Genomic DNA, 24,489 nt, shown 5'->3' on the forward strand with positions numbered 1-24,489 from the left:
AGAAAGCCCTTCCCAAATTAAGGGAGGGCTTTCTCGTCAGGTAGGGCTTTAAATAATTATTTGTTTTCCAACTCTAACAACAAATCCCCTGTCTGAATTCCTTCTCCATTACTCACATGAACGTCTTTGACTACCCCATCAAACGGGGCCTGAACCGTCGTTTCCATTTTCATTGCTTCTGTAATCATAAGGTGATCACCTTTTTTCACTTGATCCCCTTTCACGACAAGAGCTTTTAAAACCGTTCCCGGCATGGATGCAGCAATATGGCTTGGATTGGTTTTATCAGCTTTCACTTTTGTTGTCACAACCGACTTAACATTTTGATCTTTGATGACCACTTCACGCGGTTGTCCATTTAATTCAAAATAAACGATGCGATTTCCATCACTTTGAGGATTAGAGATCGAGACAAGTTTCACGATTAGTGTTTTCCCTTTTTCAATTTCAACTTCAATTTCTTCTCCTAAACGAAGTCCGTAAAAGAACGTTGGTGTGTCTAATACTGAGACATCTCCAAACTGGTTACGAAATTGTTCAAACTCTGTAAAGACTTTCGGATACAGTGCATAAGAAAGCATATCGTGACTTGTGACTTGTCGACCTAATTTATGAAATAGTTCTTCTTTCATAGCTTGGAAATCAACAGGATCCATAGTTTCTCCAGGACGACCTATAAGCGGTTGCTTCCCTTTTAATATGATACTTTGTAGTTCTTTTGGGAAACCTTGATACGGCTTTCCAAGTTGCCCTTGAAAAAACTCCACTACAGAATCAGGAAAGTCAAGTTGTTGTCCACGTTTAAATATGTCTTGTTCAGAAAGATCATTTTGTACCATGTATAGAGCCATGTCTCCTACTACTTTAGAAGATGGGGTTACTTTTACCACATCGCCGAACATATCGTTTACTGTCCGATACATCTTCTTAACATCATTCCAGCGGTCTTTTAAACCAACTGCTTTTGCCTGTTGTTGAAGATTGCTATACTGTCCACCAGGCATTTCATGTTCATACACTTCTGTATGCGGCGCATTCATGCCACTTTCAAAACCAGCGTAATATTTACGAGTTCCATCCCAGAAATCGGCTAGTTGCTCAAAGGCTCGAATGTCGACTTTCGGCTGACGATTAGAACCGCTTAGTGCATAATACAAGCTATTGGCACTTGGTTGGGATGTAAGACCTGCCATAGAACTAACAGCTACATCAACGATATCAACTCCTGCTTCAATGGCTCTAGCATACGTGAATAATCCATTTCCACTCGTATCATGTGTATGCAAATGGATTGGAATCGAAATGCTGTCCTTTAACTCTGTAATTAATTGATACGCCGCTTCTGGTTTTAATAGTCCAGCCATATCCTTAATTCCTAGAATATGAGCTCCTGCTTCTTCTAGTTCTTTTGCTAAAGATTTATAGTATTGCAAATCATATTTCGATCGGCTTGAATCTAAAATATCTCCTGTATAGCACATTGATGCTTCAGCCACTTTTCCATTCGTACGAACTGAGTCAATAGCAAGGCGCATTCCCTCAACCCAGTTTAAGCTATCAAAAATTCTAAACACATCGATCCCGGCTTCAGACGATTTCTTAACGAATTGTTCAATTACGTTATCTGGATAGTTCGTATACCCAACGGCATTGGATGCACGAAGAAGCATTTGAAACAGCACATTCGGTGACTGTTTACGTAATGTTAATAGACGCTCCCACGGATCCTCATGCAGAAAACGCATCGTAACATCATATGTTGCTCCACCCCACATCTCTAAAGAGAAGAGGTTAGGAAGAAGTCTTGCTGTCGGCTCGGCAATTTTCTTTAAATCATGTGTACGTATTCTTGTAGCTAGCAAGGATTGATGCGCATCACGGAACGTCGTATCCGTTAATAAAACCTCATTCTGGTCTTTCACCCATTTCGCTAACCCCTCGGGTCCGAACTGATCTAATATTTGCTTTGTACCTTCCGGGATAGGATCTGTATACTTCACTTTTGGAACAGGTGGTTTTTCAAAGATCGGTTTCTTAGCTTGCTCCAAACCAGGATACCCATTAACAATCGTTTCTCCAATAAACGAAAGCATTTTTGTTCCACGGTCTTTTCGTTTAGGGAAAACAAATAATTCAGGTGATTGATCGATAAAAGAAGTGTTGTATTCACCCGATAAGAACTTGGGGTGCTGAACAACATTTTCTAAAAAAGCAATGTTCGTTTTAATTCCACGAATTCGAAACTCACGTAAATTTCTTAACATTTTTGATGCAGCACCATCAAATGTTAATGCCCACGTTGATACTTTTACGAGTAATGAATCATAAAAAGGAGTAATAACAGAACCTTGGAATCCATTTCCTGCATCTAGCCGAACACCAAACCCGCCACCAGAGCGGTACGCATTAATTCGTCCTGTATCTGGCAAGAATCCATTACTAGGGTCTTCTGTTGTAACACGCGATTGAATCGCGAAGCCACTGCAAGCTATATTTTCTTGTCTTGGAATACCTAATTTAGGTCCATGTAATGGTTCTCCATCGGCAATCATAATTTGCGATTGAACAATATCAATTCCTGTCACCATTTCAGTAATTGTATGCTCTACTTGAACACGTGGATTCACTTCAATAAAGTAAAACTTACCGTCATCTGTCGCTAAAAACTCCACTGTTCCTGCATTTACATATTTAATGTTTTTTGCTAATTGTACCGCGGCATCACAAATTTGATCACGAACTTCTTCACTTAACGAAACACTCGGAGCTATCTCTACAACCTTTTGATGACGTCGTTGAACCGAACAATCTCGTTCATATAAATGGACAATATTGTCATGTTTATCAGCTAATATTTGCACTTCAATATGTTTTGGATTCTCAATGAATTTTTCAACATACACTTCATCATTACCGAATGCAGATTTAGCCTCAGACTTAGCACGATCATAAGATTCACGTAATTCCTCAGCAGACCGAACGATTCGCATCCCTCGACCACCACCACCGAGTGAAGCTTTAATAATAAAAGGAAACCCATGCTTTTCCGCAAATGTTTGTACTTCATCTACACTTTCAACAGGACCATCACTTCCTGGAATAACAGGCAATCCTGCTTTCAATGCTTGTTCCCTTGCCTGAACTTTATCCCCGAACATATCTAAATGTTCAAGCTCTGGTCCAATGAAAATAATTCCTTCTTCCGAACACCTTCTAGCAAAATCGATGTTTTCAGATAGGAACCCATATCCAGGATGAATGGCATCTACTTCATTTCGCTTAGCAATTTCAATAATCCCTTCGATATCTAAGTAGGCTTCAATTGGTTTTTTCCCTTCACCCACTAAGTAAGCCTCATCCGCTTTATAGCGATGAAATGCCCCGGAATCTTCTTTGGAATAAATTGCAACAGTCCTAATGTTTAATTCTGTACACGCTCTAAAAATCCGAATTGCGATTTCCCCACGATTTGCTACTAATACCTTGTTAATATTCATAAATGCCCTCTTCTCTTCTTTTAGTTGCTTTCTATCTTACGTATAAAAAAAAACCTCTACTTTCTGTCAAAAAGCAACTAAATAGTCTGTATCAGCCATCATTTTTCCTGATATAGGATCAGACTAACCAGTTTGTTTTATATAGCATTCTTTAAAAAACAGGAAAAGACATTCTACACATAGAATGCCTTCCCACAGACTTTCTTCCTTATTAGAATAGGCTCTATTATTTACTGCCTTGTAATGATTTTTCAGGCTCAAATGTCATAATCGCATTTCCACTTCCTGATGATTGGGCGTAAGCAAGGAAGGATGGTTTATATTTGTTTTCTAACGTGCCTAATAACATCGCTATATGGCGCCCTCCCCCTTCAACTCCAGCCACGTTTGCATATTGTGGAAGCATTTCTTTAGCTAAATCCCAATTACGATCTAGAATATAATCAATAAACTGTTTATCTAACGCTTGCTCTGAAACAGTTGGCATATGGTGGCGACCACGAACTAAATTATGAGCCAAAGCTCCACTGTACACAAACACATATTTCTTATCGCTATTGTGTAACACATCTCCAATCGCTTGGCCCCACTTATATGTTTCATCCAATCCAGCAGCCATCGTTATCGACAGGTTCACTACAGGTATATCTGCATTTGGAACTAAATATCGTAAAGGAACCACTGTTCCATAATCCCAAACGTACGTTGGATCATTTACCGCAATAACAGGTAGACGCGCGTGTTTTCCAGCTAGAACCAGCTTTTCTCCAAGTTCTTGATCACCAGGATAGTCATATGCAACATCTGAGATAATATCAGGACATTCAAATGCTGTTAAAATTCCTTTATGTTGTGGTGACACATCTACATAATGATGAAACGTAGATTGCCAGTGACAAGAAATAAGGATAACAGCATCAGGCTTAATCTCTTCAATTTGTTTTGAGATCTCATCCATTTTTGCAACGATATCTTTTTGAAAGTCAGGAACATTTTCACGATGACAAATACTAGGAACATGAGCCGCTAAAATACCTAATTCAATCGTCATTTTCATTCCCCCTAAATAGTAAATATTCTCCCCTAAGAGTTCTAACTATAAGCTTTTATTCTTCAATAAAGACGAAAGAGTGTTAATTGCAGTTACTTTGTTATTTGGAAGCATTTCGCTTCTCAACTGATTCTCCAGCAATTCCCCAGTGAGATTTTGGAATTTCAGTAACAATAACCCTAACACTTTCTTTCGGCACCTCAAGCGTAGAAGTAATGGTTTCAGTGATTTCTGCAATTACTTTCTCAATTTTCTCTTTAGGTCTGCCTTCCATCATGTTAACGTTTACAATCGGCATTTTATTCCCTCCTTTATTAACATAGAAAATGCATCATTATGATACACCTCTATCCTATCCTTACATTCTATTTTTCTAGCTACGAGTAATCGAGTAAAAGAAAAGGGAAGTTCGCCCTTTTTCTTTATTTAAGTGTAAACATACTGCGATGGCTCCACTCGCCGTGCGCTTTTTGAGAAGATCACTCAAAAACCTTAAAACCTTACGGCGGCTCCGCTCATCGCGTCGAGTAAAAGAAAAAGGGAAGTTCGCCCTTTTTCCTATTTGTGCGAACATGCTTGCGATGGCTTCACTCGCCGTGCGCTTTTTGAGAAGTTCACTCAAAAAGCTTTAAACCTTTACGGCGGCTCCGCTCATCGCGTCGAGTAAAAGAAAAAGGGAAGTTCGCCCTTTTTCTTTTACTCTCCTACCGTGAAGCTTACTTCGCCTAGACCGTCTAGTTTTCCTGTTACGTGGTCACCGAATGATAAATGATGGGCTCCGGTGATTCCGCCTGTTAGAATGATTTGACCGGCTTTTAGTTTTTCACCTTTACGATGAAGCATGTTTGCTAGCATGGCTACGGAGTTTGCTGGATGACCCAATACAGCTGCTCCAGCACCAAGATCTTTAATTTCACCATTAATAGATAAGACCGTTCCAATTAGCTCTAAATCTAACTCTTCTGGCTTACGTACTTTGTTTCCGAATACAACTTGAGAAGTTGATGCATTGTCTGCAACTACATCTGGAAGGGTAAAGTTAAAGTTTTCATAGCGACTATCAATGATTTCAAGTGCTGAACAAACATACTCTGTTGCAGCTAGAACTTGAGCACCTGAGACGCCGGGACCTTCAATATCTTTTCCAAGGATAAACGCTACCTCTGCTTCTACTCTCGGATGAATGAAATCAGATAAAGAGATTTGTCCGCCATCTTGAACAATCATGTTATCAAAAACATATCCGTAAATAGGCTCTTCCACATTCATTTGCTTCATTTTCGCTCTGCTCGTTAAACCCATTTTAGGCCCAACAATAGAATGACCTTGTTCAAGCTTTAGTTTCACTAACTCTTCTTGAATAGTATATGCATCTTCTACTGTTAAGTTAGGAGCTTTCTCCAAAGTAATTTTAGTCACTTCTTTTCTTTGTAATTCAGCATCTAATAAGAATTTAGCTATCTCTTTATTCGACATGTTACTCATAATATCCCCCCACTACACTTTCAGACTATTTTTCTTATTTGCAATTTCTGCTGCAACGTCAATAATCATATCTTCCTGACCACCAACTACTTTTCTCTTCCCTAGCTCAATTAAAATATCACGAGAATCTACATTGAATTGTTTGGCTGCTCTTTGAGAGTGAAGTAAGAAGCTTGAGTACACTCCCGCATAACCCATAACAAGACTATCTCTCGTAATCTCCTGTGGTTGAGGAAGAATTGGCGCAACCACATTTTCTGCCAAGTCCATCATTTTATATAAATCTACTCCACTTTTAAGTCCCATTCTCTCTAATACGGCAACGAGCACTTCCGTTTGAGTATTCCCAGCACCCGCACCTAAGCAACGAATACTTCCATCAATTCTAGTTGCGCCTTCTTCAATCGCAGCAAGTGAATTAGCCATCGCAAGAGATAGGTTGTTATGTCCGTGGAATCCAATATTAATGGTTAAACTTTGACGAAGCGCTCTAATCCGTTCACGTACTTCATTTGGAAGTAGTGCACCAGCTGAATCTACAACGTAAACCGTATCTGCTCCGTAACTTTCCATTAACTTCGCTTGTTCCACAAGCTTATTCACTGGAGCCATGTGGGACATCATAAGGAACCCAACTGTTTCCATTCCTAGCTCTTTTGCTAGATTAATATGTTGTGGCGCAACATCAGCTTCCGTGACATGTGTAGCAACACGAGCCATTTTCGCACCAAGTGAAGCAGCTTGCTTCAACTCATTCATTGTACCGATTCCAGGAATGAGGAGTACCGCTACCTTTGTTTGGTCACAAACCGATACTGCTGCCTCTATTAATTTCATTTCATCCGTTAACGAACGACCATACTGTTCGGAAGATCCAGCTAAGCCGTCTCCATGAGCTACTTCAATGTACGGGACACCTGCATCATTTAAGGCACGGGCCACTTCTGTTACTTGTTCTACTGTATATTGATGGCCAATTGCATGACTTCCATCACGCAAGGCCACTTCAGTAAGTATGATATCTCTATTCTCGCTCATTCTATCCATCCCTTTCTATAAGAAGTTCGTCTTTTTTAGATGATTGCAGAATTCAGCTTGTTTTTAGCAAGTTCTTCTGCTACCTTCACTGCAGTAGCAGTCATAATATCTAAATTACCAGAATAAGAAGGTAGGTAATCTCCCGCGCCCTCTACTTCTAAGAAAATCGTGACACGGTTGCCATCAAAGATTGGCTCTGTTCTTAAACGATATCCTGGTACATATGATTGAACACTATCTGCCATTTCTTGGATTGATTTTGTAATAGCAGCTTCATCCATCTTCCCAGGTTCTACAACAGCGTAAACTGTATCTCTCATTAGAATTGGAGGCTCTGCAGGGTTTAAGATAATAATCGCTTTTCCTCTTTTCGCTCCTCCTACCTCTTCAATTCCACGCTTTGTTGTTTGAGTAAATTCATCAATATTTGCTCTTGTACCAGGACCTGCACTTTCACTTGAAATCGTTGCAACGATTTCAGCATATTCAACTGGCGCCACTCGGTTAACCGCATGCACCATCGGAATTGTTGCTTGGCCTCCACACGTAATTAAGTTAATATTCGGCACATCTAATTTTGTACCTAAATTGACTGGTGGAACGACAAATGGTCCTCTTGCAGCAGGTGTTAAATCGAGAACTTGTTTCCCTGCTTCTTCTAGTAACTTAGCATGACGGACATGAGCTTTTGCTGAGGTCGCATCAAAGAAAATATCTGCTAAATCACTATTAGTTTCCAAGAACTCTTGAAGGCCATTCGTAAATGTTTGATATCCTCTTTCTTTTGCACGCTTTACCCCATCAGAATGTGGGTCGATTCCGATAAGCGACGTCAGCTCAAGAGTGTTAGATCTCTCTATTTTCAACATTAAATCTGTACCGATATTTCCTGTCCCTATAATCGCTACTTTAATTTTATCCATGTGAATCTCCTTCCGAACGTTATTTTGAAGAAAAGCGAACCGAAACCTCACCTAAATGTGCAATTTTTGCTGTAAATAAATCGCCTGGCTGTGCATCTACAGCAGCGGATAAAGCACCTGATAAAATAACTTCGCCTGCTTTTAATGTAATATCAAACTCACTTAGCTTATTCGCTAGCCACGCAACACAATTAGCTGGATGGCCCATGACGGCAGCACCTACACCCGTGTTAACGACCTCACCATTTTTAAGCAAAACCATTCCCATTTGCGCTAGATCTACTTTATCTACACTTACTGGCTTCCCGCCTAATACATAGTGGCTACTAGAAGCATTATCAGCAATTGTGTCTGGTAGCTTGATTTTCCAATCCTTTACACGACTATCGACAATTTCTAGAGATGGCAAAAGATAATCCGTTGCTTGCATAACATCTTGGGCTGTCACATTAGGTCCTTTTAAGTCTTTCTTCAGAACAAAAGCAACTTCCCCTTCTACTTTTGGTTGCATCACTCTATCAAAAGCAAGCTCTGTTCCATTTTCTACAACCATTCCGTCTAAAAGATGACCGTAATCAGGCTCATCTACACCTAATAGTTTTTGCATAGCCACAGATGTAAGGCCAATTTTCTTTCCTACAATCGTCTGTCCTTGTTCAAGTTTTTGTTTAATAATTTCTAATTGAACTGCATAAGCATCTTGAACTGTAAATGAAGTATCTTGGTCTGTTAAAGCAACCGTGCCCACTCGGTCCTTTTCTGCTTGTAAAAGTTGATTTGCAAACGATTCTGTTGTACTCATCGTTTTCCCTCCTTATATAGACGAAAGGGGACGGAGCTACGAAACTATCTAGTGTTACTAGCTCCACCGCCTTATAAAAATTAAAGCTTAATACAAATATTTTTCAATTCACTATAAAACTCGAAGCTGTGCATACCACCTTCGCGACCGATACCACTTTGCTTCATTCCGCCGAACGGTGTACGTAAGTCACGTAAGAACCATGTGTTCACCCAGATGATGCCAGCTTCTACTTCGTTTGCAACACGATGTGCACGACGAAGGTCGTTCGTCCAAATCGATGCACTTAATCCGTAGTGAGAGTCATTTACTTGCGCAATGACTTCATCTTCAAGATCAAATGGAATAACCGTTACAACTGGTCCAAAGATCTCTTCACGAACACAACGTGCGTTGCGATCAAGATCCGTAATGATCGTTGGCTCAATGTAGTATCCTTTTTCAAAGCCTTCTGGACGCCCACCACCCGTGCGGATCGTTCCGCCTTCTTCACGAGCTAATTCCAGATAGCCAAGAACACGCTCATAGTGCTCTTTGCCAATCATAGCCCCAATTTTTGTTTTTTCATCAAATGGATCTCCAACAACAAGCTCTTTCGTTTTCGCAACAAACTTCTCCACGAATTCATCGTAAGCAGCACGCTCAACATAAATTCTAGATCCACATAAGCAAACTTCCCCTTGATTAATGAAGCTTGATTTAATTGTTGTTTCTAGCACTTCATCAAGATCTGAATCGGCAAAGATAATGTTCGGGTTCTTTCCACCTAATTCATAAGAAAGTTTTTTTAGCGAATTCGCTGCTGCTTTCATAATTGCCGTACCTGTTGATGTTTCCCCAGTAAATGTTATGGCATCTACATCTGGGTGTTCTGTTAATGCAGCACCTGCTGAGTCAGGACCGAATCCGTGAACAACATTTACTACACCATCAGGAACACCGGCTTCTTTACAAATCTCCGCTAGAACGGTTGCAGTCATTGGTGTCCACTCAGCTGGTTTCAAAACCGCTGTATTTCCAGCAGCCAAACAAGGAGCTAACTTCCAAGTTAAGAGAAGCATTGGTAAATTCCAAGGATTGATTAACCCAACAACCCCTACTGGTTTACGAACTGCATAGTTAATAGCAACATCATCATGCTGGTACGCTTCTGTACCCATTGTCGTCATATAATCCGCGAAGAAATGGAAGTTATATGCTGCACGCGGGATATCAATCGTACTTGATAACCAGATTGGCTTTCCTGTATCTAAAGATTCTAAACGAGCAAGCTCATCTTTTCTTTCTAAAATTAAGTCACCAATTTTGCGCAAAATTTTTGAGCGCTCTGTTAAAGGCATCGTTTTCCAACGTCCGTTAAGTGCTCTCTTTGCTGCCGCTACCGCTAAATTAATTTCTTCTTTTCCACCTTCAGCAACAGAACCTAACACTTCTTCATTAGCCGGATTTGTGTTAATAAATGTTTTATTGTTTTCTGAATCCCTATATTGTCCATTAATAAAATGCCTACAATCAATTCCTGTCGCAGTAACCGTTCTCATATCTCATTCCTCCAGTATATAATTTGAAGTTTATATGTTGTTCTTGTATATAGAATAATGAATATTTGTACCTTATAAAAGACCGATGTTCTTTTATGAGCAACAAATAAAAACTTTTTTAAAAAATTTTTTGATTATTCATTTTTCTCATTTAATATGATATAGTAAGTTGAACTCCCATAAAAGAACTGTGTTCCTCTATAAACAACAAGTTAGGAGGTTTTTATGTGACAACTGAAAAGAAAGACTATACACTTTCTTCCGTAAAAAATGCCTTGCGAATTTTGCGAAGGTTTTCTATGGAAGAATCTGAGTTAAAAATTACTGATCTAGCAAAAGACTTAGATTTAGGAAAAAGTACCGTAAGTCGATTAATGTCCACCTTAGCAAGCGAAGGATTTGTTGAAAAAAATCCAGATAATCAACGCTATCGCCTAGGACTATCCATTCTCTCTCTAGCAAGTGTTTGTACATCAAACTTTGAAATTCATAAGGAAGCAATGCCTGTATTACACTCGCTAGTAGAGAAAACCGGTGAAACATCACATTTAGCGATCTTAGATGGATTAGATGTTATTTATCTCCACAAGGTAGAAAGCAAACATCACGTTCGTGCCTTCACACACATTGGAAAACGAAACCCAGCCTATGCAACTAGCTCTGGTAAGATTATGCTTGCATATAACGAAGAGCAATTTGTTGATCGAACAGTCGAGAGAGGGTTTGAACAATTCACTAACAATACAATCACTAATCGATCCCAATTATTGAAAGCGCTTAAAGAAGTTCGTACGAAAGGCTATGCCCTTAGTATCGAAGAAATCTTTGAAGGTGTTGTTTCAATAGCAGCCCCAGTGAGAGACTATACAGGCCAAGTCATTGCTTCAGTGAATATTGTCGGCCCGATGCAAAGGCTAAACGAACGTACCATTCCGGTTCATACAAAAAAAGTAGTCGAAGCAGGAAAACAGATATCTGAAAGATTAGGATATCGATCATTTTAGATAGTGCTCAAAAAGGCTTGTCTTACTTTGAGCATTATCTAAGTCGAAATTTCGATCCAATTTACGATTAAATTATGAAGGAGCTGACATTCATGCATGATTTTCACACTCATTTTATTCCTAACGAAGTAATGGACTGGATTAAAGACAACAAAGAGAAAGTAAACGCTAGTTGGATTAAGAAAAATCCTAATAAAGAAGAGTTTCTTTCTATTAATGATAAGTGGGCGTTTGAACTAAAAGAAGAATTTATTGATGCTGAACTTTATTTAGCCGATAAGGAAAGAGTTGGTGTGACACATGCGATCGTTTCCCCAATTCCTCAACTATTTTTATATGATTTCCCTTCAGAGATTACGAGTGAATTAGCAACTGTTTACAATCAATCACTTGCCAAATGGTGTCAGTCCAACAGCAAACAGCTATCAGGATTAGCCACTGTTTCACTTAATAATCCAGATCTTGCAGCTCGTGACTTAAGAGATGCAATGGATGCTGGTTTACGCGGAGCTATTATTGGACCAGGACTTAATGGCAAATTACTTTCTGATCCTTCTTTCACTCCGTTCTGGGAAGAAGCAAATACTCAAAAAGCAATTATCTTTATTCACCCATTATTATGTGAAGATCCACGATTAAATCAAAGAATGATGCCAAACTTGATTGGTGTACCTTGGGAAACGACTATCTCAGCTACAGATCTTCTATTAAGTGGTATGCTAGATACATATAGCGATGTTCGTATTCTTTTAGCACACGGCGGCGGATTTCTTCCTTATCAAATTGGCCGTATGAACAAAGGCTATGAAATGTGGCCTCTTGTTTCAAATGCACTACAAAAAGAACCAACAGAATACTTAAAAGATTTCTGGTATGATACGGTTTTATGGAATCCTAATACATTAGAATATTTAGCTAAATCTGTTGGAGAAGAACGGATTGTTCCAGGTTCGGACTTCCCGTTCGACCTTTGCGCTTGGCCACCAGCTAGCAATTTTGCCAAAGGTGCTAACTCACTTTTAGGTATTAAATAATTCAGTAGGCTACCATTTAGCAAAATGGTAGCCTTTACATACTTATACCTGTAATGTCTTCACGCTTTCCCATTCCAAAGGAAGGCCGACATAATTTTCAGATAAACTTGTTAATGCAGCACGAGAAGATGTTACATAGTCTAACTCACTAATTTGGATTCCTCTTTCAAAAGAACTGTGGCTGAAGTCGCGATGTAGCATCGTAGTCATCCACCAAGAGAAACGTTGAGCTTTCCAAATGCGCCGAAGAGAGATTTCTGAATAACTGCATAATAAATCTTGGCTACCAGTTTTATAGAATGTTTGAATGCCGCGACTCAGTACTTGAACATCAGACATAGCTAAATTTAACCCTTTTGCTCCCGTTGGAGGAACGATATGCGCTGCATCACCTGCAATAAATAATCGACCATGCTGCATTGGCTCACAAACAAAGCTTCTCATAGAAACAATATTCTTTTGGATAATTGGACCGTCTGGTAAAGTCCAACCATCTGTTTCTACTCTTGCTTTTAATTCCGTCCAAATACGGTCATCAGACCAATTTGCGATATCATCACTTGGATCAACTTGAATATAGTGACGTTGTATTTCAGGAGTACGCTGACTAATTAAGGCAAATCCTCTTTCATGGTTTGCATAAATTAACTCAGGGTTCGCAATAGGTGTTTTAGCTAATATTCCAAGCCAACCAAATGGATAAATCTTTTGATTTTCTGTACGGTTAGGAATCATTTTACGACTTGGACCATGGAAGCCATCACATCCACCTATGAAGTCGCAGATTAATTCTTCCTCCCCACCATCATGCTTAAAACGAATTTTCGGTGAATCGGTTTCAATATCATGTAACGTTACATCACTAACGCTAAAATAAATTTTACCTCCTGATGATAGACGTTCTGCTACTAAGTCTTTAATGACCTCATGTTGCGGGTATACCATGACACTTTTACCTTCTGTTAACTCATGCATATTTACACGGTGTCTCGTACCATTATATTGAAGTTCAATCCCATGATGAGCATGACCTTCTCGCATCATTCGTTCACCAACACCTGTTGCATTTAAAAGATCTACCGTTCCTTGCTCAAGTACTCCAGCACGAATCGTTCCTTCTATTTCTTCTCTAGAACGGTTTTCAAGAATAACAGATTCAATTCCTTCAAGATGCAACAGATGAGAAAGCATTAAACCAGCAGGACCTGCACCAATAATTCCAACTTGTGTTTTCATTTTATTTGCGCTCCTTTAAATATTTATATTGTAAACGCTTACCACTCTCAATTAAAATGGTAATATGAGAATGTTCAGAATAAAAGATTGCATTTCTTTTATATGAAACATTTAACTTTTTTGGTGGAGGTTTTTCTGTATGGAGTTTCAAAGTATCCTAAAATCAGTTTCAAACGGCCTTAACATCCTACATTTATTCACCAATGAAAAACCTACTTGGGGCGTAACAGAAATGGCCAATGCTCTATCATTAAACAAAAGTACAGTAAGTCGATTAGTAAAGGAACTTGTTCTTGAAGGTTTCTTGGAGAAAAATGGATCAAAATATCAACTTGGTATTTCGGTCCTTTGCCTAAGTGGTGTTGTTACATCTCACTTAGAAATTTACCGAGAAGCCAAATTAACTTTACATTCTTTAGTCAACAAAGTTGAAGAAACAGCACATATCGCCGTGCTTGAAGATGCAAGTATTACCTATCTACACAAAGTAGAATGCAACCAGCCTGTACAGTTATTATCCTACATTGGGAAAAATAATCCAGCCACTTGCACGAGCTCTGGTAAGGTACTACTTGCTTATCAACCTGATTGGGTTGTTACAAGCGTGGTTAAAAATGGACTTCCAAAGTGTGGCCCTAATAGTATTACGGATCAAAATCAATTAATGAAAGATTTAGAAATCATTCGTCAAAATGGCTATTCAATTTGTATTAATGAACTTCATGATGAGGTTGTCAGCATAGCTGCACCTGTAAGGGACTATTCTGGGGACGTTATAGCAGCTGTAAGTATTGTAGGACCGAGTCACAGAATGAATGAACCTCTTTTTCCTTACTATGTAAAGGAAGTTGTGAAAGCAGGAAAAGACATCTCGGAAAAGCTTGGATATATTGATCTATAATTTTTATTTGGAAGGGAGAAACCTATGAGGTATCCAGCGATAAATAACGAATCTTATTCATCCATGCGCAATGCTTTAAGACTATTAAACTTATTTACAATTGAAGAGCCTGAATTAAATTTAAGTGAGATTGCTGACAAGCTTCAAATTGCTCATAGTACTGCTCATCGCTTAACAAACACATTGCTTCACTCAGGTTTACTAGTAAAAGAACCAATTATGAAAACCTACCGCCCTGCTTCTTCTATACTATCCATGGGAAACATTTTTTTAAAAAGATACCGACTGTCACAATACTCTATCCCCATTTTAGAGGAATTAACAAAAAAGACAGGAGAAACCGCACACATTTCCATTCTAAAAGATAACAAAGTTGTTTATTTATATAAAGTTGATAGCCTTCACCCTGTACACTTACTTTCTCATGCGGGGAGACAAAATCCTGTTCACTGCACAAGTTCAGGGCAAGCAATCCTTGCCTATCAACCTGACCGTGAGATTCAAGCAGTTATCGAAAAAGGTTTAGAAGCATATACAGCCAAAACAATCACTTCACCAAATGAATTTATTAAAACCCTGGCTAATATCCGATATCAAGGTTACGCGGTTAGTAACGAAGAGCTACACCATGGCGTCACTTCAATTGCAGCCCCTATCTACTCTAGGGGACGTGTTGTAGCTTCTGTTAGTATAGCAGGACCAACGACTAGAATCAGTCAGCTAAAAGCCGAGGTTCTGATAAAATTAGTAAAAGTGGCTGCAACTAAAATTTCAGACAGTACAAACGAAGTTATCAAGTAAGAACTCGCAAAATAGTAAACTTACATATTCAGTCATGACAGTGTTACAATTAACACATTCTATATATTAAGTTGATAGAGGTTTCCCTTAGAAAGAGGTGTATATGAGTAAACGAAGATTGCTCTCTTTTCAAGCTATATTATTTCTCATTGGAATTATTCTTGTTGCTTTTAATTTACGGTCGTCTATCACCGCGGTTGGACCATTAATTAGTATCATTCGAATAGATACCAACTTATCGAACAGTGTAATCGGCTTACTTACGACTTTGCCCTTACTCGCCTTTGGCGTCTTTTCAACACTTGCTCCTAGAATTGGGAGAAAATATGGTAACGAAACTACAGTCTTAATTGCACTAATAATTTTAACAAGTGGGATCCTTCTCCGTTCAACAGGAATGGTCTCTGCTTTGTTCTTTGGAACAGCCATGCTTGGCTTAGGTATTGCGATTTGCAATGTCTTAATCCCTGGAATTGTTAAAGGTAGATATCCTGAGAAAATGGGAGTCATGACCGGAATTTATTCAGCATCAATGGCTCTTATGGCAGCGTTCGCATCTGGGGTAAGCATCCCATTAGCTCAAGGTCTCAACCTTGGATGGCAGCAATCCTTAGCTATTTGGGCGGTCTTGTCTGGAATGGCCGTGCTAGCTTGGCTTCCTCAAACCAGAAACCAAAAAAGGCCAACAGCTATTAGTAATCATTCTAAAAGTTCAATTTGGACGTCAAAATTGGCATGGCAAGTCACTTTATTTATGGGGTTTCAGTCATGTATTTTCTATTGCATTATTGCTTGGATTCCTGAGATCCTCGTTAGTCGCGGCATCGATATTCCTACTGCAGGTTGGTTGTTAACTTTAACACAAATCGTAGGACTTCCAGCTACTTTACTTGTCCCTATCTTAGCAGGACGCCTTGCAAATCAACGGGGTATTGCTTTATCCATAGCGCTCCTTTACCTTATTGGGTTCTCCGGAATCTATTTTGGGGGTTCCGTTGGAGTCATGTCCCTTTACATGTCCTTATTAGGACTCGCACAAGGAGCAGGTATAAGCCTTTCATTAAGCTTATTTGGACTAAGGTCTCAAAATGCGTATGATGCCTCTAATCTCTCTGGAATGGCTCAATCAGCAGGCTATTTAATTGCGGCAATGGGCCCATTATTAATCGGTCTTTTCTTTGACCTGTTCCATTCTTGGATTCCAGCATTTATTTTAATTTTTGGAATGATTATTGCAATGGGAGTTTTCGGATTTAATGCAGGTCGTAATCAATATGTCTTTCAAGCTGAGCCAGAGAAATTAAGAGCGTAAAATAAAAGGTCTGCCCTTTCTTTACCGAAAGAGCAGACCTATATTTTATTTTAAAACGCAAACTGGCGATACTTCGTCTGAACTGATACCCACTTCATTGTTGTAAACTCTTCCACCACCCACGGGTTACCGAAGCGTCCTAATCCACTTGCTTTGTTCCCTCCAAATGGAATATGAGGAGCGTCATTGACCGTTTGGTCGTTTATATGAGTCATACCGGCATCGACTTGCAATGCAAGCTCTTCCCCACGCTCTAAGTCACTTGTAAAGATCGCTGAACTTAAACCGTGCTCTGTATCATTCGCAAACTCAATCGCTTGCTCATCTGACTCTGCTTTTATAATGGTCGCAATTGGGGCGAACAATTCACTTTGCGCTAGCTTGCTAGAATTATCTACATCCGTGAACACAAATGGCGTTAACACATTTCCAATACGCTGTCCTTCTAGGGCAACTGTTGCTCCTTCACGTTTAGCTTGATCGATAAACTGAAGTGCTTTTTCCATTTGTCTATCATTTACTAAAGGCCCAATAACCGTTTTCGGATCACTTGTATCTCCGTAAGGGAGAGCCGCTGCTTTTTCGGCAAATTTTTGCACGAATTCATCATGTTTATCTTGATGCACAATGATACGATTAATAATCATACAAATCTGACCTTGGTGAATGAATTTCCCGAAGATCGCAGCTTCTACCGCACGATCGACATCGGCATCCGACAAGACGATTAATGGGCTGTTTCCACCAAGTTCAAGTGCCACGCGCTTTAAGTTACGTCCAGCAATTTCTCCAATTTTACGACCAACAGCTGTTGAACCTGTAAAACTTACGAGTTGATAGTTCGGGTTTTCTAGCATTTCATCGCCAATTTCATCCACATCTGTTTGAATGACGTTCAGCACGCCACTAGGCAGTCCTGCTTCTTCAAACGCCTTAGCAATAATGGCACCACCACTCAACCCTACTTGGATATCTGGCTTGTGAACGACACTATTTCCTAGTGCAATCGCAGGAGCGATCGTTCTCATCGATAGATTCATAGGGAAATTAAATGGTGAGATTGACGCAATCACGCCTAATGGAACACGGTGAATGTGATTCAACTTTCCTTCCACATGGCCTGGAACTTCTCGAACTTGATTTACTTCATCCGCATACTTAAGTGCTTCTTCTAGAAACTCAAGTGTTAGATGTAGTTCCACATTCGCCTTCAAGACACTCCCACCTGTTTCACGGCCAATGACGCTAACAATTTCATCTCTATTTTCTTTTAAATACTCAGCCGCTCTATGTAGCACTTCTCTACGCTCTTCCACTGTGCTTTTAGCCCATTGTTTCTGAGCCACTTTTGCGACTTCAAATGCTTCTGCGAGTTGGTTCGATGTAGCTAATTTAACTGAAGTGATAAGGGAGCCATCATATGGATTCGTAATATCATATGAACGTTCACTTCCTCCATCTACCCATTGGCCGTTAATATAACTCTTGTTTAATAGTTCATAGTTTTGCATGTAAGCCACTCCTTAAAAAAGATGTAATAAGGTATACTCCACCCTAGCAAACGCTTACATCAAGTGTATCTTTTTCTACACCTTCCATAAAGAGTGACGTTCTGATAGATGCAACAAAATGATAGAATTTTTCACAAAAACATACTCATATTCATCGTAGTAATGACGGCTTGGTCTGGAATGATTGTACGAGAGCATACTTTCCAGTCTCCATCTATCTTCTTTACTATATCATTTCTTTGACCAAACATTTCTTCTAAGTCAATAGTAGAACCTCTACTTCTTTTGTAAAGGAAATAACTCCGAACTTTGAATTCATCTGGATTGTCACCAGCTTCTACAACAATGTTTGAGATGAAATGACGTTGACGTGTAGCAGGATTTTCAACCCAGGCTGATTTTGTATAAAGCCTGTTTACCCTAGTTCTAAGGGACGCCTTCGTTTCTTCATAAAAAGCAGAATCAACGGAAATGTTATCGATATTTACTCCTTCAACCGTTTCACGTAATGGCATTTTATATTCTAGATCATCAGATAGTAGTTCGAGCCATTCTTTATACATTCGATTGTCTAGATAATAGGCTTCCTGGTAAAGAAGATTCGTGATTTGATCTTTTACTTCAAGAGAAACTTGAGCTTTCACTTCATTACTCATTTCGCTTCCTCCTTTGCAGAAGTCTCTGCTGTAAGTAAATCTAACCAGTGTTCATGCATTCTACGAGATAACGCATCAATATAGGTAGTCGGATAGGCGGTTCCTGGTCCTGGGAACGACTCGTCTTCCTCAACATGACTGAATCCCATTAAATAATTGCTTACGTTATTATAATTTAATTCCTTATCTCTCATCATAGAAGCTCCGCTTACTTCAACAATCCGGGCCCATGTTTCCGTATCGTCTTGTTCTAATGTTCCTGTTGGACCAAAGGAACCTAGATAGCCTCTATAGGCATCTGCTTTATATTCTTCTGGAGCAGCTTTATCAATCATAAACCAACACCAAACTTCTACCTTATCTGGGCCAAGGGGTCTCCACACTCTAAAGTTAAGATAATTATGCAAGTGTCCCTCTGTGCCATGGATCGGACTTACAAATGATAGGTTCGGATAAACTCCACCAACAAAAACAGTAACTCGTTCCAATATATCTGCTTGCTCAGGTGTTAAGTTCCTTTGAAACATTGGCCACATTTCTTTCGGCATACCTTGAAATTCAGCACGAGAACGGCCAGTTTTGGATGTAATAACGTTAATTCCATGTGCATTTTTCATAACAACTTGGTGTCCATACCCTGCATAAAGTGGATCCTCTGGGCTAATTCCCATCTCAACTGTTGAACGGTGAGTTGTTTGAACATGATATGGATCTGCAGCAAAATTCTCAGCTGTTGATTTCCAGTTCGCTTTTGCTACCCAGCGTTGCGGAAGACCAATCACTTCCATTCCACCGTCTCCTCGACCTAGCATCATATCAAAATACCATTTCATTTCACCTAAATAGTCTTCTAATGATTCTGCTTCAGGGTCCAAGCAACCAAAAATCATCCCACGATAACTTTCTAATCTTGGAACCTTACGAAGGCCCCATTCATCTTTACACATTTCTTCCCCATACACTTTATTTCCAGCAACAATGCCGACTAAATTTCCATCTAAATTATAACTCCATCCATGATACGGACAAGTAAACGTTTTCTTTTTACCGCGATCTGCTGTACATAATTGGGTTCCTCGATGAGTACAGGAATTTAGATACGCTTTAATTTCACCCTTACTATCTTTCACTAATAAAATAGGGTCATTAACCATCCATCTAGTAACATAGCTTCCTACTTCTTTAAATTCCGTCTCATGAGCTAAAAATTGCCATGTTTTACCAAATACCTTTTCTTTTTCAAGTTCATAAATATCCGGATCTGTTATGACCCACTGTGGTAACAATCCTTCTTTCATTTTTTCCTTTAACTGCTGAATAAGTTTCTCATCTAGTTCTCTTTTAATCATTGAAACTTCCTCCTTTAAAGGTATCGTAATTAAGCGCTTACAATCCGCATTGTGAACTAACGATTTCTATAATGAATTCATAGGTTAAATATATCCAATTTAATCTTCTATGTCAATATTAAATGAATTTTCTAATAAAGTGTTGCGACGCAAAAAAACCCTTGTTTTATCAAGGGGAGGTAAATTACAAAAAATCGATCTCTATCTATATAATAGGTTATTTCAGAAAGTTCACGATTGAACAATTCATTTACTTCAATTTTATCTGACCCATTTGTAAAGATATCGAATAAGCTGCTTTTTTAATTGTAGAAATTAATTGTTCTCTTCTTTCACCTTCCATTTTGAAACTCGGACCAGAAATCCCAACAGAAGCAATAACTTGGTTGCTTCCATTAAAAATAGGTGCGGAAATCGCCGTATATCCAATGAACGTTTCATCCACGTCTACATAGTAACCACGTTCCCTTATGTCTTGAAGTCTTTCAAAGAATAACGTTGGATCTGTCAATGTTTTTGGAGTACGTGATTCAAGAGGATAGTCTTCCAAAAGCTTTTCTACAAAATTCTTGTCCATTTGAGCTAACAACACAATGCCAAATGCTCCGTTGTGTAATATACGTTTCCTTCCTGCATAATTATTAGGCTGCAATCCATCTTCGCTATCATATCGAACTAAATATTGAATCGTTTCAGCTTGAGGTTGAGCTAAAATAACGGAGTGTTCGGTCTCTTCGTATAATGCTAGCAAGTAAGGCTCTGCTTCCCTTCGAATATCGAGGTTGTCAAAGACAATGCCGCTATATTCTAGTAAGCCTGTGCCTAATCGATACCGGTTGGTTGTCTGATTGTACTGTATTAAATAGTTGCGCTCTAGTGTCCAAAGAAGTCGGTATGTCGTTGTTTTGGCAAGCTTTGTTTTAATCATGATATCTTCAATTGTTAGTTCTGGCTTCTCATAACTAAAGCAATTTAATATATGAATAGCCCGTTCCACGGATTGAATCGGTTCTAAATTTAGTTCCCTCATTTTTTTCTCTCCAATTTCTTTTTACAATACGTACATTTAATTTAATCACCTGGCGATTTTTATTTCAAATAAAAAAACCTCCATTTATATAAACCTAGATAAAATTAGGTAATTATATAATAAAGGAGGTCTCTTGCTACGAGCGTCAGGATCGTGATATTTCAGGCAAGAAGGTCACGATTTCAGGAAAGATGATTAGGAGAATGGTAAAGGCAACCATTACAAGAACCATCGGTGTCACACCTCTAAAAATTTTGGTTATTGGTACATCCTTCACTACTCCACTTATGATATAAACACTTAAGCCAAGCGGCGGCGTTAAGACACCAATATTTAATACCATTACCATGATAATCCCAAACCAAAGCCCATCAAAACCAAGCTGAGTAATCATTGGATAAACGATTGGAAGTGTTAGTACCATAATCGCTATCCCTTCCATAAACATTCCTAGAATTAAATACACTAACAAAATTAATAATAAAATCACATATGGAGAAACATCTGCTGAACCAACCATGGATGTTAATTTCATTGGAATTTGACTTAGTGCTAAAAAGCGACCAAAAATGCTAGCTCCAATTAAGATTAAAAAGATCATAACTGATAAACGAATCGTATCATCTAAAGAAGTTTTCAACTTCTCCCATGTTAGTTTTTTTGTAATTAGAGTAACTAAAAACGCTCCAATTGCTCCAATTCCACCAGCTTCTGTCGGAGTGAAAACTCCAAAATAAATTCCACCAATACTGACCATAAAGATGATTAGAAATGGCCAAACCGTAGATAAAGAACGAATTTTCTCCTTGAATGTTGATGACTCTAGAGATCTAGGTGCTAACTCAGGTTTTAACCGAACTTGAATATTAATGGTAATCATATAGATTACAGCTAATAGAAGACCAGGAACAATTCCTGCTATTAATAAAGGTCCGATTGGAACTTGAGTTAATGCCCCATATAAAATCAAAATAACACTCGGTGGGATTAATATACCTAATGTTCCCCCTGCTGCAACAGCTGCAGTAGACATCGACGGTTGATACTTATATTTGTCCATCTCAGGAATGGCAATCCTAGCCATTGTAGCCGTTGTTGCATTGGTTGAACCTGAAATAGCAGCAAAAATGGAGCTTGCTCCAATTGTTGCAATCGCCAATCCACCTCTAGTATGACCTAACCATTTATCAACAGCTTTAAATAGATCTTGCCCTAATCCGGTGCTCGACATGAACATTCCCATTAAAATGAACAATGGGATAACGCTTAAGCTATACGCATTAGCAGTCCCAAACGCAGCAGTCCCTAACTGAGCTAATCCAACACTCCAATCAGTAAGTAGTGACACCCCTAGGAACCCTACTAGAAATAATGAAAGTCCTACAGAGACATTCAAAAGAATAAGAACCAATAATAAAGCTATTCCTAACATACCAATCATTTCAGGACTCATTCTTTTGCACCACCTTACTAATAGATTGCAAGATATTCAGTATAATTGTTAGAGCATAAAACAAAACCCCAATAGCAGCTACTATCGCAAAATACTTCATTGGAATACCTAAATCACCACTTGTTTGGACACCAAATCGTTGCGCGTAGGCAAACAATTGCCAAGATGTAATCCCTAATAAAGCTAGCATGATAGTCGATGTAAAAACATTTAATGATTCACGAATCTTGACTGGTAGCTTACTCGTTAAAAAGTCAATGGAAATATGCTCCTTTTTCAATTGCGTTCTACCTAAACTTAAAAAGATCACAATGACCATTGCCAATCCCGTTAATTCGTATGTTCCTGTTATTGGTTTGTAAAAAAAGTAACGCCCAATAACATCTCCCGTAGTTAGAAACATCATTAGAAAGAGGACGAGCATCGAAACTCGATGTGTAGCGTTATTTAGAGAATGAACAAATTTCCCCAATTTACTAGTCTGTTCTGATGATGAGGAATTGTTAGGATCCTCAGATCCTAACAATTCCTTTTGAACTTCCTTTGCGTTCGAGCTCATAAAATCACCTCAGTATGAATAACTTGCTTAGTTTTCTTGCATTAATCTTAAAGCTTCATCTAGAATCGCTTGGCCGTCAATTCCTTTTGACTCCATATTAGCAAGCCACTCTTCTGTTACAATTTGTGCTGCTTCTTTAAATCTTTCAAGTTCTGCCTCATCTAGCTCTAAGAATTCAATTCCTTCTTCCTCTGCTTTCTGTCTAGCTTGCTCCTCTTGGAAGTCAAACGCTTCTCCAGCAGTACGAGCCATTGGTTCACCAATCATATCTGCAATAATCGTTTGATCATCAGCAGGGATACGATCCCAACTGTTCTTATTCATAGCAGTGTAGAATAAACCAGTACTGAAGTTACCAATTGTTACATAATCAACTACATCAAATAAGTTAAAATCTTTTAATGCTGCTATAGGAAGAATTCCCCCATCGATGACACCACGTTGCAATGAATCATAAATTTCAGGAGCAGGCATTGATACCGGAGTTGCTCCCCACGATTCAATCATCTTTCCACCTTCGACTGATGGAGTTCTTAAACGTAATCCACGTAAGTCTTCTAAGCTAGTTACTTGCTTTCCAGAAGTTACGATTGCATATGGATCAGCTGCATGTACCCACATTAACTTAACATCATCATATTCAGCTTGAATCTCTGGGAATTGATCATATAGTTTTTGTGCAATGACACTTAATTTCTCACCATTTCCATCAGCTAAAAACGGCAATAACATCACAGAATGCACTTCAAACTTTCCTGCATTGTAGCCTTGTAGTCCCCAACCAGAGTCCATGATACCGGTTACAATATTGTCATAAGTTTCTGCTGGTGATCCTAACGCTCCACCAGGATAAATTTGAAAATTAATACGGCCATCTGTTGCTTCTGCTACTTCTTCACTAAATGGTCTCATGGCCATGGAATCTTGAACGTGTTCTGTTGAGTTCATATGACCCATGCTAAATGTGATCGCATCAGCAGAAGGAGCCGTTGTTTCTTCTTGCTCATCGGTATTGTTATCTCCATCGTTTTCCACCGGACTACTGCTACTGTCACTAGAACCACAAGCTGAAATCAATAATAATAGCAAAAACATGACACTAACAAACGAGAACTTTTTTGTAAACCTTTTCATAAATGATTACCCCCCAATTAATATGTATTAAAATTACCTGGTCCAATCCCCATTTATAAACCGCTTTCGACTATATTGAGACGCCCCTCCTCTTTAGGATAAAATTTTAACTTAATTTATTTTGAATATTCTATTATGTTGTTACTTAAATTGTAATTCTCTTTTTATAACA

Annotated in this window: 21 protein-coding genes; 5 read left to right on the forward strand and 16 right to left on the reverse strand. The window is 38.9% G+C overall.

Annotation, left to right across the window (positions count from 1 at the left end):
• Window positions 1-56: 56 nt before the first annotated feature.
• The 8 genes from pyc to N0O92_RS05575 all read right to left on the reverse strand — a co-directional run bounded on the left by pyc (window position 57) and on the right by N0O92_RS05575 (window position 10,337).
• On the reverse strand, window positions 57-3,497 hold the full coding sequence (gene pyc / locus N0O92_RS05540) for a pyruvate carboxylase (protein WP_315613664.1): 3,441 nt from the start codon (window positions 3,495-3,497) through the stop codon (window positions 57-59).
• A gap of 226 nt (window positions 3,498-3,723) precedes the next feature.
• Window positions 3,724-4,548 carry a DODA-type extradiol aromatic ring-opening family dioxygenase gene (locus tag N0O92_RS05545; RefSeq protein WP_315613665.1) on the reverse strand — a complete coding sequence of 275 codons (825 nt, stop codon included), beginning with the start codon at window positions 4,546-4,548 and terminating at the stop codon, window positions 3,724-3,726.
• A 100-nt stretch (window positions 4,549-4,648) separates the two neighbouring features.
• On the reverse strand, window positions 4,649-4,846 hold the full coding sequence (locus N0O92_RS05550; RefSeq protein ID WP_315613666.1) for a 4-oxalocrotonate tautomerase: 198 nt from the start codon (window positions 4,844-4,846) through the stop codon (window positions 4,649-4,651).
• A 398-nt stretch (window positions 4,847-5,244) separates the two neighbouring features.
• Window positions 5,245-6,033, reverse strand: a complete 789-nt coding sequence (locus N0O92_RS05555; protein ID WP_315613667.1) for a 2-keto-4-pentenoate hydratase — start codon at window positions 6,031-6,033, stop codon at window positions 5,245-5,247.
• A gap of 12 nt (window positions 6,034-6,045) precedes the next feature.
• Window positions 6,046-7,071 (reverse strand): 4-hydroxy-2-oxovalerate aldolase, encoded by a 1,026-nt coding sequence (gene dmpG, locus N0O92_RS05560; RefSeq protein WP_315613668.1) that lies wholly within the window; start codon window positions 7,069-7,071, stop codon window positions 6,046-6,048.
• Window positions 7,072-7,106: 35 nt separating this feature from the next.
• A complete protein-coding gene (locus N0O92_RS05565; protein WP_315613669.1) occupies window positions 7,107-7,994 on the reverse strand; it encodes an acetaldehyde dehydrogenase (acetylating) in 888 nt (295 codons plus the stop codon).
• 19 nt (window positions 7,995-8,013) lie between these two features.
• Window positions 8,014-8,796, reverse strand: coding sequence for a 2-keto-4-pentenoate hydratase (locus N0O92_RS05570; protein WP_315613670.1), 783 nt, complete (start codon window positions 8,794-8,796; stop codon window positions 8,014-8,016).
• 80 nt (window positions 8,797-8,876) lie between these two features.
• Window positions 8,877-10,337 carry an aldehyde dehydrogenase gene (locus N0O92_RS05575; RefSeq protein ID WP_315613671.1) on the reverse strand — a complete coding sequence of 487 codons (1,461 nt, stop codon included), beginning with the start codon at window positions 10,335-10,337 and terminating at the stop codon, window positions 8,877-8,879.
• Window positions 10,338-10,564: 227 nt separating this feature from the next.
• Between N0O92_RS05575 and N0O92_RS05580 the strand changes: the two genes are divergently transcribed.
• Both N0O92_RS05580 and N0O92_RS05585 read left to right on the forward strand, forming a co-directional pair.
• Window positions 10,565-11,341 carry an IclR family transcriptional regulator gene (locus N0O92_RS05580; RefSeq protein WP_315613672.1) on the forward strand — a complete coding sequence of 259 codons (777 nt, stop codon included), beginning with the start codon at window positions 10,565-10,567 and terminating at the stop codon, window positions 11,339-11,341.
• Window positions 11,342-11,433: 92 nt separating this feature from the next.
• Window positions 11,434-12,375, forward strand: a complete 942-nt coding sequence (locus tag N0O92_RS05585; protein WP_315613673.1) for an amidohydrolase family protein — start codon at window positions 11,434-11,436, stop codon at window positions 12,373-12,375.
• 42 nt (window positions 12,376-12,417) lie between these two features.
• Here the strand turns inward: N0O92_RS05585 and N0O92_RS05590 are convergent, their stop codons facing one another.
• The gene (locus N0O92_RS05590; RefSeq protein WP_315613674.1) at window positions 12,418-13,611 is read right to left on the reverse strand and encodes a 4-hydroxybenzoate 3-monooxygenase; all 1,194 of its coding nucleotides are present in this window, start codon (window positions 13,609-13,611) and stop codon (window positions 12,418-12,420) included.
• Between the two features lie 139 nt (window positions 13,612-13,750).
• Between N0O92_RS05590 and N0O92_RS05595 the strand changes: the two genes are divergently transcribed.
• The 3 genes from N0O92_RS05595 to N0O92_RS05605 all read left to right on the forward strand — a co-directional run bounded on the left by N0O92_RS05595 (window position 13,751) and on the right by N0O92_RS05605 (window position 16,625).
• Window positions 13,751-14,512, forward strand: a complete 762-nt coding sequence (locus tag N0O92_RS05595; RefSeq protein ID WP_315613675.1) for an IclR family transcriptional regulator — start codon at window positions 13,751-13,753, stop codon at window positions 14,510-14,512.
• Between the two features lie 24 nt (window positions 14,513-14,536).
• Complete coding sequence (locus N0O92_RS05600) at window positions 14,537-15,313, forward strand: IclR family transcriptional regulator (RefSeq protein WP_315613676.1); 777 nt, start codon at window positions 14,537-14,539, stop codon at window positions 15,311-15,313.
• Between the two features lie 103 nt (window positions 15,314-15,416).
• Window positions 15,417-16,625, forward strand: a complete 1,209-nt coding sequence (locus N0O92_RS05605; RefSeq protein WP_315613677.1) for a CynX/NimT family MFS transporter — start codon at window positions 15,417-15,419, stop codon at window positions 16,623-16,625.
• Between the two features lie 50 nt (window positions 16,626-16,675).
• On the opposite strand, the gene N0O92_RS05610 is transcribed toward N0O92_RS05605, so the two are convergent.
• The 7 genes from N0O92_RS05610 to N0O92_RS05640 form a co-directional block, all read right to left on the reverse strand.
• Window positions 16,676-18,136, reverse strand: coding sequence for an aldehyde dehydrogenase family protein (locus N0O92_RS05610; RefSeq protein WP_315613678.1), 1,461 nt, complete (start codon window positions 18,134-18,136; stop codon window positions 16,676-16,678).
• 131 nt (window positions 18,137-18,267) lie between these two features.
• A complete protein-coding gene (locus N0O92_RS05615) occupies window positions 18,268-18,792 on the reverse strand; it encodes a 3-phenylpropionate/cinnamic acid dioxygenase subunit beta (protein ID WP_315613679.1) in 525 nt (174 codons plus the stop codon).
• A complete protein-coding gene (locus N0O92_RS05620; RefSeq protein WP_315613680.1) occupies window positions 18,789-20,141 on the reverse strand; it encodes an aromatic ring-hydroxylating oxygenase subunit alpha in 1,353 nt (450 codons plus the stop codon). Before N0O92_RS05620 ends, N0O92_RS05615 begins: the two co-directional genes overlap by 4 nt.
• Window positions 20,142-20,391: 250 nt before the next feature.
• Complete coding sequence (locus N0O92_RS05625) at window positions 20,392-21,171, reverse strand: IclR family transcriptional regulator (protein ID WP_315613681.1); 780 nt, start codon at window positions 21,169-21,171, stop codon at window positions 20,392-20,394.
• Between the two features lie 145 nt (window positions 21,172-21,316).
• Window positions 21,317-22,624 (reverse strand): TRAP transporter large permease, encoded by a 1,308-nt coding sequence (locus N0O92_RS05630; RefSeq protein ID WP_315613682.1) that lies wholly within the window; start codon window positions 22,622-22,624, stop codon window positions 21,317-21,319.
• Window positions 22,614-23,183, reverse strand: a complete 570-nt coding sequence (locus tag N0O92_RS05635) for a TRAP transporter small permease (protein WP_315613683.1) — start codon at window positions 23,181-23,183, stop codon at window positions 22,614-22,616. Before N0O92_RS05635 ends, N0O92_RS05630 begins: the two co-directional genes overlap by 11 nt.
• Before the next feature lie 27 nt (window positions 23,184-23,210).
• A complete protein-coding gene (locus N0O92_RS05640; RefSeq protein WP_315613684.1) occupies window positions 23,211-24,317 on the reverse strand; it encodes a TRAP transporter substrate-binding protein in 1,107 nt (368 codons plus the stop codon).
• Window positions 24,318-24,489 lie beyond the last annotated feature (172 nt).

Source organism: Alkalihalobacillus sp. MEB130 (genome assembly GCF_032335535.1).
In the GTDB taxonomy this organism is placed as follows: Bacteria; Bacillota; Bacilli; order Bacillales; family Bacillaceae_D; genus Halalkalibacter.